The sequence below is a fragment of the Mesorhizobium sp. M0340 genome (genome assembly GCF_040321535.1).
Classification (GTDB): Bacteria; Pseudomonadota; Alphaproteobacteria; order Rhizobiales; family Rhizobiaceae; genus Mesorhizobium.
The window spans coordinates 37,254-50,996 of record NZ_JAMYRR010000010.1; the positions used below are offsets into that span (position 1 = coordinate 37,254).

14 protein-coding genes are annotated in these 13,743 nt (G+C 64.0%); 6 read left to right on the forward strand and 8 right to left on the reverse strand.

What is annotated here, in order from left to right:
* Nucleotides 1-92: 92 nt before the first annotated feature.
* The 3 genes from waaC to rfaD are packed head-to-tail and all read right to left on the reverse strand — an operon-like array spanning nt 93 to nt 2,994.
* Complete coding sequence (gene waaC / locus NKI79_RS16315; RefSeq protein WP_352802736.1) at nt 93-1,067, reverse strand: lipopolysaccharide heptosyltransferase I; 975 nt, start codon at nt 1,065-1,067, stop codon at nt 93-95.
* The gene (gene waaF, locus NKI79_RS16320) at nt 1,064-2,071 is read right to left on the reverse strand and encodes a lipopolysaccharide heptosyltransferase II (protein ID WP_352802739.1); all 1,008 of its coding nucleotides are present in this window, start codon (nt 2,069-2,071) and stop codon (nt 1,064-1,066) included. Before waaF ends, waaC begins: the two co-directional genes overlap by 4 nt.
* A complete protein-coding gene (gene rfaD / locus NKI79_RS16325; protein WP_352646504.1) occupies nt 2,044-2,994 on the reverse strand; it encodes an ADP-glyceromanno-heptose 6-epimerase in 951 nt (316 codons plus the stop codon). Before rfaD ends, waaF begins: the two co-directional genes overlap by 28 nt.
* A 168-nt stretch (nt 2,995-3,162) precedes the next feature.
* Between rfaD and NKI79_RS16330 the strand changes: the two genes are divergently transcribed.
* From NKI79_RS16330 to NKI79_RS16340, 3 genes are all read left to right on the forward strand, one after another.
* Nucleotides 3,163-3,795, forward strand: a complete 633-nt coding sequence (locus NKI79_RS16330; protein ID WP_352687813.1) for a LysE family translocator — start codon at nt 3,163-3,165, stop codon at nt 3,793-3,795.
* A 139-nt stretch (nt 3,796-3,934) separates the two neighbouring features.
* Nucleotides 3,935-5,413 carry a D-glycero-beta-D-manno-heptose-7-phosphate kinase gene (gene rfaE1 / locus NKI79_RS16335; RefSeq protein WP_352802742.1) on the forward strand — a complete coding sequence of 493 codons (1,479 nt, stop codon included), beginning with the start codon at nt 3,935-3,937 and terminating at the stop codon, nt 5,411-5,413.
* A gap of 7 nt (nt 5,414-5,420) precedes the next feature.
* Entirely contained in the window at nt 5,421-5,996 is a 576-nt protein-coding gene (locus NKI79_RS16340) for a D-sedoheptulose-7-phosphate isomerase (RefSeq protein WP_352802745.1), read from the forward strand.
* A gap of 273 nt (nt 5,997-6,269) precedes the next feature.
* Here the strand turns inward: NKI79_RS16340 and NKI79_RS16345 are convergent, their stop codons facing one another.
* Nucleotides 6,270-6,746, reverse strand: coding sequence for an Lrp/AsnC family transcriptional regulator (locus NKI79_RS16345; RefSeq protein WP_023678347.1), 477 nt, complete (start codon nt 6,744-6,746; stop codon nt 6,270-6,272).
* A gap of 45 nt (nt 6,747-6,791) precedes the next feature.
* Nucleotides 6,792-7,007: a hypothetical protein gene (locus tag NKI79_RS16350; RefSeq protein ID WP_352802748.1), complete on the reverse strand. Its 216-nt coding sequence runs from the start codon at nt 7,005-7,007 to the stop codon at nt 6,792-6,794.
* Here NKI79_RS16350 and trxB point away from each other — a divergent pair.
* Together trxB and NKI79_RS16360 are read left to right on the forward strand one after the other, a co-directional pair.
* Nucleotides 7,000-7,974 (forward strand): thioredoxin-disulfide reductase, encoded by a 975-nt coding sequence (gene trxB / locus NKI79_RS16355; protein WP_352802750.1) that lies wholly within the window; start codon nt 7,000-7,002, stop codon nt 7,972-7,974. The two genes, NKI79_RS16350 and trxB, sit on opposite strands and share 8 nt — an antisense overlap.
* A gap of 97 nt (nt 7,975-8,071) precedes the next feature.
* A complete protein-coding gene (locus NKI79_RS16360) occupies nt 8,072-8,968 on the forward strand; it encodes a LysR family transcriptional regulator (protein ID WP_023719100.1) in 897 nt (298 codons plus the stop codon).
* Nucleotides 8,969-9,238: 270 nt separating this feature from the next.
* On the opposite strand, the gene NKI79_RS16365 is transcribed toward NKI79_RS16360, so the two are convergent.
* The gene (locus NKI79_RS16365; protein ID WP_352802751.1) at nt 9,239-9,736 is read right to left on the reverse strand and encodes a methyltransferase family protein; all 498 of its coding nucleotides are present in this window, start codon (nt 9,734-9,736) and stop codon (nt 9,239-9,241) included.
* Between the two features lie 24 nt (nt 9,737-9,760).
* Here NKI79_RS16365 and NKI79_RS16370 point away from each other — a divergent pair, with 24 nt between their 5' ends.
* Nucleotides 9,761-10,084 carry a hypothetical protein gene (locus tag NKI79_RS16370; RefSeq protein ID WP_352802754.1) on the forward strand — a complete coding sequence of 108 codons (324 nt, stop codon included), beginning with the start codon at nt 9,761-9,763 and terminating at the stop codon, nt 10,082-10,084.
* A 492-nt stretch (nt 10,085-10,576) separates the two neighbouring features.
* Here the strand turns inward: NKI79_RS16370 and NKI79_RS16375 are convergent, their stop codons facing one another.
* Nucleotides 10,577-12,628: an elongation factor G gene (locus tag NKI79_RS16375; RefSeq protein ID WP_352802756.1), complete on the reverse strand. Its 2,052-nt coding sequence runs from the start codon at nt 12,626-12,628 to the stop codon at nt 10,577-10,579.
* Nucleotides 12,629-12,791: 163 nt separating this feature from the next.
* Nucleotides 12,792-13,658: an alpha/beta fold hydrolase gene (locus NKI79_RS16380; RefSeq protein WP_352802759.1), complete on the reverse strand. Its 867-nt coding sequence runs from the start codon at nt 13,656-13,658 to the stop codon at nt 12,792-12,794.
* Nucleotides 13,659-13,743: the final 85 nt, after the last annotated feature.

A 13,743-nucleotide genomic window follows, 5' to 3' on the forward strand; every position in this document is an offset into this window, starting at 1 on the left:
GCGCTTCCGGTGCTCACGTACTTTAAGTACGCTCCGCTCCGGTTCTCGAAAACCACGCTGTTCGACTCGCCAGAGCGAATTCTGAAAAGGTCCTATGCAGCGCCTTGTAATTTAAGCGCCAGCAATCTCTCAGCTTCCGCCATCACCGCCGGCGGCGTGACGCTGCGGCCGGGCTTGGCCAGCAGCGTCGATGAGAATGGGCCGCGCGGGCCGGTCAGGCCGGGCTCCGTCGCCAGGAATACCGCCACCGTCGGTACGCCGAAGGCGCTGGCGAGATGGGTCAGGCCGGTGTCGGCGCCGATGACCAGCGCCGAGCCGCCGATGACGGCGGCGATCTCGGCAAGCGGCGACCTGGGAACCACCACGGTTTGCGAAACGGCGCGGGTGATCGCTTCGGCAACCGCCTGTTCCCGGTCGTTCGACCAGGTGGTGACCGGGGTCATCTCTCGTGCCACGAGAAGCCTGGCGATTTCGATCCAGTCCGCAACCGGCCATTTCTTGTCCTCGCGGCTGGTGCCGTGCAGCAGGAAGGCAGTTTGGCCGGCGATCGAGGCCGAGCCGTCGGCTGGCGGCACTATGCCGGAATCGAGGTTGGAGAGATCGGGCTGGTAACCTAGCGCCAGCCCGAACAACCGCCGCGTCCGTTCGATGGCGTGCAGGTCGCGCGGCACCGAGTATCGCCGGTCGTAGAACATTGTCGCCGACGGTTCGCGTGCGCTCGAGCGGTCGAAGCCGGCAATTGGTGCTGCCGCCAGCCGCGCCACCAGCGCCGATTTCAGCAAGCCTTGTGCATCGAGGACGAGGTCGTAGCGGGACGCGCGCAAGGCGCTGCGCAGGCCGACCACTTCCCGCCATGTGACGGGCTCGAGCAGCTTCCCGCGCCAGCGCCGGATCGCCACGCTGTGGATGGTTTGGATGGCTGGATGCAGCGCCGCGATGCCGGCAAAGGCCTCTTCCACGCACCAGTGGAAGGAAATATCCGGGCGGGCGCGGCGCGCGTCCTCCACTGCGGGAAAGGTGTGGATGACGTCGCCCATCGACGACGTCTTGACGATCAGCACCTTCATGCGGCGGCCGGCATTTCCAGCAGCCGCTCCGCCGCCGCCACGACGCGTTCGACCTCCAGCGTCTTCAGGCAGTTGAGATGACCGAGCGGGCAGATTTTTTTGTGGCAGGGCGAACAGGACAGGCCGAGCCAGACCAGTTCGCGACGCTCGGCGAGCGGCGGCGTGTTGTCGGGCGAGGTCGAGCCGTAGACGGCGACGACCGGCGTGCCGACGGCGGCGGCGACATGCATCAGCCCGCTGTCGTTGGAGACGGCGAGCCTCGCAGCGGCAATCAGGTCGATGGCATCCTCCAGCCGCGTCTGGCCGGCAAGGTCGGAGGCGCCCGGCGCCTGCGCCGCGATTTCAGCCGTCACCTCAGCGTCGTTCTTCGATCCGAACAGCGCGACGCCAAACCCTTTCGCCATCATCTCGCGGGCAAGGCCGGCATAGTGTTCGCTCGGCCAGCGTTTGGCCGGGCCGAATTCTGCGCCGGGCATGACTGCCACGAATTTCCCCGCCGTCAGCCCGAAACGGCTGAGCAGTGCCGCCTGGCTGGCTTGATCGACGGCGAGCTTCGGCGCCTGGAAGGCGCCGCCGCGGGCAAGGCTGAAATAGGCCTGCGCGGTGCGCCGTTTCAGTCGATCGGGCAAGGGCACGATGTCGGTCAGCAGCCCGTAGCGCATTTCCTTGAGATGGCCGACACGGCGCGGAATGCCGGCAAAGAACGGGATCAGCGCCGACTTCCAGCTTCCCGGCAGGACAAAGGCCATGTCGTAGCGGCCGCGCAGCAGGCGGCCGAAGCGCCTTCGGACGCGGAATTCGAACGCGCCGGATGGCAGCGGCAGATCGATCTGCTGGCGGATTTCGGGCATGCGCTTGACCAGCGGTGCTGCCCACGCCGGCGCCAGCACGTCGATGGCGGCATTCGGATGAAGCTCCCTCAGTGCCTGGAACAGGCACTGCGCCATCACCATGTCGCCCACCCAGCGTGGGCCGATCACGAGGATCGTTGGGCTTTCAGCCATTCGACATAGTCTCTGACGCCGGTTTCCACTGTGCGGAACTGGCCATTGTAACCGGCTGCGCGCAAGCGGGACATATCAGCTTGCGTAAAGCTCTGGTAGCTGCCCTTGAGGTGGTCGGGAAACTCGATGAATTCGATCTGGCCCTTGCCGAGCGTATCGATCACCGTTTCGGCAATGGCGCGAAACGGCTGGGCCTTGCCGGTACCGCAGTTGAAGATGCCGCTGGAACCGCGTTTCCACAGCCACAGATTGACGTCGGCGACATCGCCGACATGGATGAAGTCGCGGCTCTGCTCGCCGGGCCCGAAACCGCCATAGGCGCCGAACAGCTTGGGGTTTTCGCCGCGTTCGACCTGGTTGAACAAATGGAAGGCGACAGAGGCCATGGCGCCCTTATGCGCCTCGCGCGGTCCGTAGACGTTGAAATAACGCAGGCCCGCCACCGGCGAATGGTCGGTATCGAAAACGGTTCGGCGGACATAGTCGTCGAACAGCTTTTTCGAATAGGCATAGACGTTCAGCGGCCGCTCGCATTCCGGCTCCTCGCGAAACTCGGCTCCGCCGCCATAGACCGAAGCGGACGAGGCATAGAGGAAGGGTACGCGCAAGGCCAGGCAGGCGTGCAGCAGGTGCTTCGAATAGCTGTAGTTGACCTCCATCATGAACTTGCCGTTCCATTCGGTGGTGGTCGAGCAGGCACCCTGGTGGAAAACCGCCTCGATGCGGCCGAGGTCACCGGCCTCCATCCGCGCCAGAAAGTCGTCCTTGTCGAGATAGTCGGCGATCTCGAGATCGGCGAGATTGGCGATCTTGTGGCCGTCGGTGAGGTCGTCGACGACGAGGATGTCGCTGAAACCGTCGGCGTTGAGCGCGGCGACGATGTTGGAACCGATCATGCCGGCGCCGCCCGTGACGATGATCATATTAGTACGCCCTGACTTGCCGTTGCTTGCCGATTCCGGCCCTTATAGGGGAGGCCGGCAGGCCTGTCGATAAAGCAGGTGGCGGGGCGGTTGGATGAGCGCCACAGTGCCGCCGCAAAGGTCACGTTTCAGTCGGCCTGCCGGCCAACCGGCGACAGGAGCAAGGTAATGCCGTCAACCGAACTGCTTGTCGCCTTTTTCGCCACCACGGCGATCTTCGCCTATATCCCCGGCCCCGCCATGCTCTATGCCGCTGCGCAAACCATGGCGCGCGGCCGCTGGTCCGGCCTGATGGCGGCTCTCGGCATCCATCTTGGCGGCTACGTTCATGTCTTCGCCGCCGCTGTCGGCCTGTCGGTGCTTTTCCATGCCGTGCCGGTGCTTTACATGGCGGTCAAGCTGGTCGGTGCGCTGTATCTGATCTGGCTCGGTGTTTCGCTGTTTCGCGCCAAGGCGCAAAGCGACGTTGTCTTGCCGGGAATTCAGCCGAAATCCGCTCGCCGCGCCTTTTTCGAGAGCGTTGCCGTCGAGGTGCTCAACCCAAAGACGGCGATTTTCTTCATGGCGTTCCTGCCGCAATTCATCGATGCCTCGGCAGCGTTTCCGGTGTGGCTGCAGTTCGTCGTGCTTGGAACGATCGTCAATTTGATGTTCTCGTCAGCCGACATTGTTTGCGTGGTGCTGGCCGGCGCAGTGATCGCCAGGCTGCGGCAGTCGAGCCGGGCGCAGCGCCTGATGCGGCGGGCCGGCGGTGCGGTGCTTGTCGGACTGGGCGTGCATGTCGCGTTGCAGAAAAGCTGACGCATTGCCTCGCCACCGCGATCGGTCGAAGGCCTGCCGTTGCGTCGGCTGAAATTGCGGTATATCGGCATCGCCATGAACGGCCGGCCCTGCCAATCGAATTCCCCGTCACCGAAAATCGGCTCCCCCACGCGTTGACATGATCAAGCTGCCCTCTCCCGAACCTCTTCACCGCGCCATTTCGCGCTTCGGCAGCGCCACCGTGCTGGTGGTCGGCGATTTCATCCTCGACCGTTTCGTCAACGGCGTGATCGAGCGCATTTCGCCGGAAGCGCCGATCCCCGTGCTGCACGGGCGCGGCGAAACGCTGGCGATGGGCGGCGCCGGCAATGTCGTCGCCAATATCGTTTCGCTTGGCGCTTCCGTCATACCGGTCTCGGTGATCGGCGCCGACGAGGCCGGCAAGAACCTCATGCGCATGCTCGGCGAATTTAGCGTCGACACCGGCGGGCTGGCGCAGGATGCCGATCGCATGACGTCGTCCAAAAGCCGCTTCAGCGCGCTCAACCAGCAGGTGCTGCGTTTCGACGAAGAGGAAATCAAGCCGCTGGGCGATGCCGAGCGCGCGACATTGGTCGGGCATTTTCGCGAAGCGCTGGCGCGCGCCGATATCGTCATCCTGTCCGACTATGGCAAGGGCGTGCTGCTCGACGGCGTCGCCGGCGAGCTGATCTCGATCTGCCGGGAAGCGGGCAAGCCGGTGCTGGTCGATCCGAAGGGCAGCGACTATGCGCGTTATGCCGGCGCGACGGCAATCACGCCCAACCGCAAGGAACTCGGCGAGGCGGTCGGCCGCGCAGTGTTTGCCGATGACGAGATCGAGGCGGCGGCGCGCCAGCTGATTTCGGCGCACGGTTTCGATTTCGTCGTCGCGACGCGCAGCGAAAAGGGCATGAGCGTCGTCGGTGCGGACGACGCCCGTCATATCGCCACGCAGGCGCGCGAAGTGTTCGACGTTTCGGGCGCCGGCGACACGGTAATCGCGACCTTCGCGCTGGCTCTTGCAGCAGGGGCTGATCGTGTCGTGGCCGGATCGATCGCCAACGCCGCCGGCGGCGTCGTCGTCGGCAAGCGCGGCACCGCGCGGCTGACGATCGAGGAACTCACCGGTGCGCTGTTTCGCTCGCATGGTCCGGTCGCCCACAAGGACGCGATCCTCGATGCCGCGGCCGCGGCGCGGCTGGTGGCTGCCTGGAAGGACGAGGGCTTGAGCGTCGGCTTCACCAATGGCTGTTTCGATATCCTGCATGCCGGCCATGTCAGCCTGTTGCATGCGGCGCGCAGCCAGTGCGACCGGCTGGTGCTCGGCCTCAACAGCGATGCCTCGGTGCGCCGGCTGAAAGGGCCGGGACGCCCGGTCAACGACCAGCATGACCGGGCCTGCGTGCTTGCAGCACTTGCCTCGGTCGACGCCGTCGTCATCTTCGAGGAGGATACGCCGCTTTCACTGATCGAGGCGCTGAGCCCCGATATACTGGTCAAGGGCGCCGACTATACGGTCGATCAGGTGGTTGGCGCCGATGTCGTGCGGAAGGCCGGCGGGCGCGTCGTGCTGGTCGATCTCGTCGCCGGCAAGAGCACGACCGGCACCATCGGCAGATTGCGCGCCGGGAACTGAGGGTTTCATGTCCGAACTGAACGATTACCTGGTTCGCTCGGCGGCCGCGATTTCGGCGATGGTCGAGCGCGACCTGACCAGCGAGATGGAGCGGGCGGTCAGCGCCGTCGTCGCCGCGCTTTCGCAGGGCAAGGCGCTGCTGATAGCAGGCAATGGCGGCTCGGCCAGCGACGCCATCCATATCGCCGGCGAGCTGGTCGGCCGCTTCCTCAGGGAGCGCAAGGCCTACAACGTCATCGCGCTGCCGGCCAACGCGGCGGTGCTGACCGCCTGGGGCAATGATTACGGCTTCGACACGGTGTTTGCGCGCCAGGTCGAGGCGCATGGTTCGGCAGGCGCCGTGCTGCTCGCCATCTCGACCAGCGGCAATTCGCCAAGCATCCTCGCCGCCGCCCAACAGGCGCGCATGATGGGCATGACGGTGGTCAGCCTGACCGGCGATACTGGCGGCAAGCTGAAGCCGCTCTCCGACATCCTGCTCAACGTACCCTCGACCTCGACGCCGATTATCCAGCAGGGGCATTTGTGCCTCTACCACCATCTCTGCGAAATGGTCGAAACGCGCCTCTGCGACGCAGGGTGATTGCGCCAGGCTGGGTAGAGGCCGTCAATTGTCAACGGGGAGAAGTAGCCGCAACGCTGGCGACCCCTCTCCTCTTCACGGGGAGCGGGTAAGGGTGAGGGGCCAGCGCCAGCCTGTAGCGATTATTATTTGACGCATAGCCACATTTTGTTCTTGCTTTGTGCCGGCAGCTATGCTACTAATTCAACTGTGGTGATGATTCCCACCGACGATCCGCCCGCCGAGGCGGGTTTTTTGTTTCCGGATTTTGTTTCTCCGGCGCTTTGCCTGGTCTCAAGCCGAAAACGCCACCAGCCCTTCGTCCTTGACCCGGCGGATGGTCAGCGCGGTTCGCACCGTGTCGACATTTGGGGCCGAGGCCAGTTCCTCGATGACGAAGGTCTGGAAGGTGCCGAGATCGCTCGCCACGCAGTGCAGCAGGAAATCGGATTCGCCCGACACCATCCAGGCATCGCGAACGATCGGCCAGCCGCGGGTGCGCTCGGCGAAGGTCTTGAGCTCGGCGTCGGCCTGGTGATGTAGGCCGATCAGGCAGAAGGCGACGACGTCGAGGCCGAGTGCCGGAGCGTTAAGCAGGGCACGGTAGCCGCGGATGATGCCGGCCTCTTCCAGCCGCCGGACGCGGCGCAGGCACGGCGGCGCCGAAATGCCGACGCGGCTCGACAGTTCGACATTGGTCATGCGTCCGTCCTGCTGAAGCTCGCGCAGGATCTTCCAGTCGATGGCATCGAGATCGGCCTTGATCGGCATGGCGGCTTCCGTGGTGACGCGAAAGAATCTTTCGCGACTTTGTAGTTAAACGACTTTGCTGTCTATTCCATCCGCTGGATCGAGGATTTTCGCATCATCTTGCTGCGGTTGCTTGTCGCCGTCGCCGGCGCCGAAGCTTTCCGGGGACGAACGGCAACTTGCCTTGCTGGCGTCGCAGGCAACACTTACATTACGCGCAACAATCGACGAGAGTTCATGCCACAATCCATGGCTGCTCCCCGCAGAGGCTTTCATGATCACCAAGCACGCGCCTGTTCTCATCATCGGCTCCGGCCCCGCCGGCTATACGGCGGCAATCTATGCCGCCCGCGCCATGCTCAAGCCAATGCTGGTCGCCGGCCTGCAGCAGGGCGGGCAACTGATGATCACAACCGACGTCGAAAACTATCCGGGCTTCGCCGAACCGATCCAGGGTCCATGGCTGATGAGCGAGATGCTCAGGCAGGCTGAGCATGTCGGCACCGACATCGTCAGCGACATCATCACCGAGGTCGACCTCAACGTGCGGCCGTTCCGCGCCAAGGGCGATTCCGGCACGATCTATACCGCCGACGCGCTGATCATCGCCACCGGCGCGCAGGCGAAATGGCTGGGCATCCCGAGCGAACAGACCTTCATGGGTTTTGGCGTCTCCGCCTGCGCCACCTGCGACGGCTTCTTCTATCGCGGCAAGGATGTCGCGGTGATCGGCGGCGGCAATTCGGCTGTGGAGGAAGCGCTCTATCTCTCCAACCTGGCCAAGAGCGTCACCGTTATTCACAGGCGCAGCGATTTCCGCGCCGAGCGCATCCTGCGCGAGCGGCTGCTGCAGAAAGACAATGTCCGCATCATCTGGGACACGGTGGTCGACGAGATCACCGGCAGGCCCGGCAAGGCGCCGCTGCCGCCGTCGGTCGAAGGGCTGAAGCTGCGCAACGTGGTGACCGGGCAGGAGATGCATCTGGTGGTCGACGGCGTGTTCGTGGCGATCGGCCACGCGCCGGCGGTCGAGCTGTTTGCCGGCAAGCTGAAGCAGAAGCCGAACGGCTATCTGTGGACGGCGCCGGATTCGACCCGCACCGATATGCCGGGTGTGTTTGCCGCCGGCGACGTGACCGACGACATCTACCGCCAGGCGGTGACGGCGGCCGGTCTCGGCTGCATGGCCGCGCTAGAAGCGGAAAAATATCTGGCGGGGATCGAGGTTCACCGCGAAGCGGCGGAGTGATTGTTGAACAAGCGGCTGAGACAAGCCGTGCAAAAGCCTGATTTTTCATTCAGACGCCAAAACAGGCGGACGCCAGAAAACAGGACGAGGGGAAATCATGGCGTTGGATTGGGACAAGCTACGCGTGTTTCACGCCGCAGCGGAAGCGGGGTCGTTCACCCATGCCGCGGAAACACTGCATTTGTCGCAATCGGCGATCTCGCGGCAGGTCAGCGCGCTCGAGCATGACGTCGGCGTGCCGCTGTTCAATCGCCATGCCCGCGGCCTGGTGCTGACCGAGCAGGGCGAGATGCTGTTCCGCACGGCACACGACGTGCTGATGAAGCTCGAAACCATCAAATCACGATTGACCGAAACCAAGGACCGGCCCTCCGGCGTGCTCAGGGTGACGACCACGGTCGGCCTCGGCGCCGGCTGGCTGACCGAGCGCGTGCAGGAATTCATCGAGCTCTATCCCGAGGTCAGCCTGCAGCTCATCCTGGCCAATGAGGAGCTCGATCTCACCATGCGCCAGGCCGACTGCGCCATCAGGCTGCGCCAGCCGCAGCAGCCTGACCTCATCCAGCGCCGCCTGTTCACCGTGCATTTCCATCTCTACGCGGCGCCCTCCTATGTGAATAAATACGGCAAGCCGAATTCGATCGCCGAGCTGAAGGCCCATCGCATCGTCACCTTCGGCGTGCCGGTGCCGGCGCATCTGTCGGAACTGAACTGGCTGGAGACGGTCGGCGATTTCGAAGGCGGGCAAAGGGTGCCGACGCTGCAGATCAACGACATCCTGTCGATCAAGCGGGCGGTGCAGGGCGGCGCCGGCATCGCCATGCTGCCGGATTATGTGGTCAGCAAGGATTCCGGGCTGGTGCAGTTGTTGCCCGAAACCGAAGTGCCGTCCTTCGATACCTATTTCGCCTATCCCGACGCGATGAAGAACCAGGCGAAGCTGCATGTCTTCCGCGATTTCATCATCGCCAAGGCGCGCAGCTGGTCGTTCTAGTTCTGCAGCTCGCCGACTTTCTAAGTGACGCCGGCGATTGGCGAAAGCTTCGGCGGAAGAGTCCTTCTCCCCGTCACTATTGGGGAAGATGGCGGCAGCAGATGAGGGGCGGCGCCAGCCTTTGTCGTACTTGGGTTGGCTCGGCGATGGGGAGTCCTGATATGTCGCGCCGCCCCTCATCGCCCTGCCGGGCACTTCTCCCCGTATAGTGACGGGGAGAAGGGGGCCGTATCGCCGGTTTCGCCAATTGTCGGCGTCCAGAATCCAGAATTAGCCGTGCCAAGGCGTCAGGCGGGGCAGCCAGCCTGGTACGCCGCGGCGGTAGGCTTCGTATTCGGCGCCGTAGCGGCGGGCAAGCGTCGGTTCCTCATACAGTTTGACGAAGGAGATCATGGCGGCCGCGGCGATGACTAGATAGGCGGCGACCGTCCCGCTCGAAAACAGCAGTGCCTGGCCGAGGACGATCGACAGCACGGCGACGTGCATCGGGTTGCGGACATGGCGATAGATGCCGCCGACGACCAGCCTCTCGGTCGGCGCTACCGGGGCTGGCGTACCCAGGCCCTCCAGGGCAAAACGGGCAAATGCGTGCAGCAGCACGATTGTGCCGGCGACAATCAGCAGCCAGCCCACAGGAACGAAACCGGGCAGTCTCGACCAGGGCAGGCGATAGCGATCGGTCAGCAGCCAAGGCAGCAGTCCGGCGACCACGCCGGGCGCTGCCGCGAGAAAGATGACACTGCCGGCGATCGCCGAAGTGGCTCGCATATAGCTCTCCTTACGGGCGCGGCCTTGAACGGTCTCCTGCAAAGCGCATCAGGTCTTGTCCGGCATGTAACCCAAACCGCTACACCCTCAGGTCAAGCTCGATGGCGGGCTTTTTGGGCGGCATGCACCAGCAAGGTCTGGCTGCCGAAAAAACAAACGCGTGCTGCACGATTCCACGTCATCCTGCGCTTTTCGACTTTCCGAGCAGGAATCGCTGCTGATTCGCGGCTGCGGATCGATTTTTGCCTTGCCGCAGGCTGTATTTCAGCGATTCAACTGGTCCTATTGCGCTTCGGGACGGATTGGACCACAGCCGGCGCCTTTTTGCATGTGAGTGTTGCAAAATAGATGCTTGTTTCTTGGGCATGAAGAGCACATATATAGATCATCTCCTGAGCGCGTTCTCCTCCCATTAGCGCTCTCGAGTGTTCCCCTCTGGAGGTTAGCCTTAACAGGCACTTCCAATCAAACTCAGCCGGGTCTTCATTGATCCGGCTTTTTTGTTGCCCGAAACCAACACATCGCCAGAAAATCGGCCGGAACTGGCGCGTAACAGTGACATGTAACCTCGGGTAACATGCGTTGGCACGGCAAATCGGGTAAGCAGAGCATAGGACGCGGTGTGGCTCGTCCGGGGGATGGGGGCATCACTCGGACGACCCGGGCTCAGGCAGCTACCGCGTCCGAACCTTCCTCCGCCGCCAGACACCGGCGGCAAGCATGCGGCGGACCTGCCGTTTCGCCTCCCACGAAGACGGTCCGCAACGAAACGGCGCCCGAATGATCCGGGCGCCGTTTCCTTGTGTGCTTCCTTGTGTTCTGGCCGCCGCAAGCTGCTGTTCAGGCGGCCTTGCCGTTGGCGTTCAGCGCTTCGTCGGCCAACCGCCCGGTGAGTTCGGCCATGTGGTCGAAGACAGCCCGATAGCTGGCGACACCAGCCGTGGCCGAGCGCAGCTCGATGATGAGGTCGCCGATCTCGGCTTGCGGCATGGTCGCCTCAACCACGTCCCATCCCGGCCAGTCGGGCCGCGCGTCGTAGCCGAGGATCTGGCCGCGCCGCTGTGGGATCAGCGCGATGATCTTCGACGTCGCATCCGACGGCGTGACGATCTCGACCTTCATCACCGGTTCGAGCAGCACCGGCGAGCAGGCGGCCATGCCTTCCTTCATCGCCAGCTTCGCCGCCATCTGGAAGGCCATGTCGGAGGAATCCACCGCATGGTAGGAGCCGTCGGAAAGGTTGACGGCAACATCGACGACCGGAAAGCCGAGCGGGCCGGATTTCAGGTAATCGCGCACACCGGTCTCGACCGACTGGATGTACGTCTTCGGCACGACGCCGCCGGTGATCGTATCGGTGAACTGGAAACCGGACCCGCGCGGCAGCGGCTTGATCTCCAGCACTACGTCGCCGAACTGGCCGTGGCCGCCCGACTGTTTCTTGTGGCGGCCGCGCTGCTGCGTCGCTTTTCGGATCGTCTCGCGATAGGGCACGGCCGGCACATGGCCTTCAACCGGGATCTGGTTCTTGCCTTCCAGCCGCTCGCGCACGACGCGCAGATGCATCTCGCCATGACCGGACAGCACGGTTTCGGCGGAATCCTGGTTGTGATGCAGACTGAGCGAGGGATCTTCCTCGGCCAGGCGCTGGATGGCCGCCGACATCTTGACCTCGTCCTTGCGCTCTTTCGGCCGCAGCGCGAAGGCGAAGACCGGTTGCGGCGGGGTCAGCGTGACCAGCGGCTTGATGCCGCCCTTGGTCGAGCTCAGCGTCTGGCCGGTCCTGACGGCGTCCAGCTTACCGAGCGCCACCGTGTCGCCGGCCTTGGCCGAAGTCAGCTTGACCTGGTCCTTGCCGAGCATCTTGTAGATGCCGGAGACCTTTGCCGTCTCGCCGCTGGGAAGGAACAGCTCGGCGGCGTCGGCGACCTGACCGGACAGGATGCGCGAGACCGACAGCTTGCCGCCATGCGCGGTGTGGATGGTCTTCATCACCTGGACCACGGTGGCATTGCCGTCAGGAGCGCCGAGACGCCGGCGCGTCGCCGCGATATCGGGTGCGTCGTGACGGATCGCCTTCAACAGGCGCAGCACACCGTTGCCCTTCTCGGCGGTGCCGATCAGCACCGGCGTCACCGTGCCGTCGCGCAGATCCGCGGCGAGGTCATCGAAGATCGCGTCCTTTGGCGGTTCGATCTCGTCCAGCAATTGCTCCATCAGGCGGTCGTCATGGTCGGCGAGCGTCTCCAGCATGGAAAAGCGCGCCTCGAGCTCGCGCGCCTTGTCGTCGCTCGGGATCTGGGCGACCTCGCTCTCGGCATATTCGCGATAGATGTAGGCACGCTCCAGAGCGAGGTCGATCGAGCCGATGACGACGCCGTCCTTGCGCAGCGGGATCTGGCGCAGCAGCAATGGCACCGTGCTTGCCGGCTGCAGCATCTTCAGCGTGTCGCGCACGCCTGATATCGCCTTGTCGACCTTGTTCAGGAACAGCATACGCGGCACGCCGAGATCGTCGAGCTTGCGCATGATCAGCTGCAGGGCAGGGATCTTCTTCTCGTCAGCCTCGGCGACGACCACGGCGACGTCGCAGGCAGCCAGCACCGGCTCGGCTTCGAAGGAGAATTCGATGGAGCCGGGACAATCGACGAAGGTGAACGGCTCGCCCATGAAATCGGTTGTGGCGAAGGTCGCCTCGACGCTCATGCCGTGAGCGCGCGCTTCCGGCGAATGATCGGAAACGGTATTTCCGGACGAAACGGGATTCTGGCGGGGAATGGCGCCTGTACGGGCGAGTATGGCTTCGAGAAGTGTCGTCTTACCGCTTGCAAAGGGACCGACTATGGCAATGCATTTCGGTCCCGTGCGTCGTCCTCCGGCGCGAGTACCCATGGCTGACCTCCACTCAGGCGTTTCCCTGTGAGCGGCGGCCGGCCTGTCGGCCGTCGCGGGCGAGGCTTTTTTCAATTTGCCACCTACCCAAAGGGCATCGTCCCACGGGCAGGCCGGGAGGGCAAGGGATTTGAGGTTGAAGGGATTTGAAGTTGGGGCCGGTTCAGCCGGTGCCGGTTCGGCGCGACGCCAGTGGCGTTGCCTCAATGCGCTGCACTGACACCGTCTCGGCAAAGCGCGCGAGCAACGGATTGAACAGGTCCGCACGCTCCCAGAAAGGCGCATGCCCGGCACCGGGAATGATGTGGCAATGCTCCCACAGCGAGCCGTAGGCGAGCGTTTCAAAATAGCCGAGCCGGACGAACGGGTCGTTCTCGCCATTGACGATAGCGACCGGAAACGCCGCCTGCTCGACCACCTGTCTCTGGTCGGCGCCCTTGCCGGTGAGCATGCCGCGCGTCACCGCGGCGCGCAGCCGGCCGTCGGTGCGCAGGATGGTTTTGCGAAAGGACGGGTCGGCGGTGTCGCCGAAGCAGAGCGTTTCGAAGCGCTCGGCGTCGCGTTCGGAATACGTCTTTTTGGACGCCAGCAGCATGTCCCAATGCGCATGGAAGCCGCGCAGCATGCCGAAAGGGCCCTTCGATACCGGCGGCGCGCCGGTCAGCATCAGCCCGCCGACGGCGCGGTGAAAACTCGCGAGCTCGATTGCCACGTGCCCGCCAAGCGACCAGCCGAAGACAATGGCGCGACCGATGCCCAAGGCATCGAGGAGCTGAGCCGCCGATTGGGCAAGGCCGGCGATGGTGTAGTCCGTCGCCGGATCGCGGGCGTCCGACGATTCGCCATGGCCGGGCAGGTCGAAAGCAATCAGCCGATGGGCGGCGGCCAACGGGCTGTCGAACTGGCGGGCGAATACGGTGCGCGAACTGCCCGAGCCGTGGATCAGGACAAGCGGGATGCCGGGTCCCGACGACTGGCTGAGGCGCAAATCCGCTTGCGGCGTGCGGATCGTGCGGTGGGAAACGGCCATATCCGGTTGGACCTTCGAATTGTCTCGAGGTCAACATCGCATGCTGAGGTCACCATGTTGTTTAGAACGGTGGTTAAGAAATGAT

What these genes read in the sequence shown, in the direction of transcription:
- waaC (WP_352802736.1), bottom strand. Translation starts at nt 1,067, where the DNA reads ATGAAGGTGCTGATCGTCAAGACGTCGTCGATGGGCGACGTCATCCAC.
- waaF (WP_352802739.1), bottom strand. Translation starts at nt 2,071, where the DNA reads ATGGCTGAAAGCCCAACGATCCTCGTGATCGGCCCACGCTGGGTGGGC.
- rfaD (WP_352646504.1), bottom strand. Translation starts at nt 2,994, where the DNA reads ATGATCATCGTCACGGGCGGCGCCGGCATGATCGGTTCCAACATCGTC.
- NKI79_RS16330 (WP_352687813.1), top strand. Translation starts at nt 3,163, where the DNA reads ATGCCGTCAACCGAACTGCTTGTCGCCTTTTTCGCCACCACGGCGATC.
- rfaE1 (WP_352802742.1), top strand. Translation starts at nt 3,935, where the DNA reads ATGATCAAGCTGCCCTCTCCCGAACCTCTTCACCGCGCCATTTCGCGC.
- NKI79_RS16340 (WP_352802745.1), top strand. Translation starts at nt 5,421, where the DNA reads ATGTCCGAACTGAACGATTACCTGGTTCGCTCGGCGGCCGCGATTTCG.
- NKI79_RS16345 (WP_023678347.1), bottom strand. Translation starts at nt 6,746, where the DNA reads ATGCCGATCAAGGCCGATCTCGATGCCATCGACTGGAAGATCCTGCGC.
- trxB (WP_352802750.1), top strand. Translation starts at nt 7,000, where the DNA reads ATGATCACCAAGCACGCGCCTGTTCTCATCATCGGCTCCGGCCCCGCC.
- NKI79_RS16360 (WP_023719100.1), top strand. Translation starts at nt 8,072, where the DNA reads ATGGCGTTGGATTGGGACAAGCTACGCGTGTTTCACGCCGCAGCGGAA.
- NKI79_RS16365 (WP_352802751.1), bottom strand. Translation starts at nt 9,736, where the DNA reads ATGCGAGCCACTTCGGCGATCGCCGGCAGTGTCATCTTTCTCGCGGCA.
- NKI79_RS16375 (WP_352802756.1), bottom strand. Translation starts at nt 12,628, where the DNA reads ATGGGTACTCGCGCCGGAGGACGACGCACGGGACCGAAATGCATTGCC.
- NKI79_RS16380 (WP_352802759.1), bottom strand. Translation starts at nt 13,658, where the DNA reads ATGGCCGTTTCCCACCGCACGATCCGCACGCCGCAAGCGGATTTGCGC.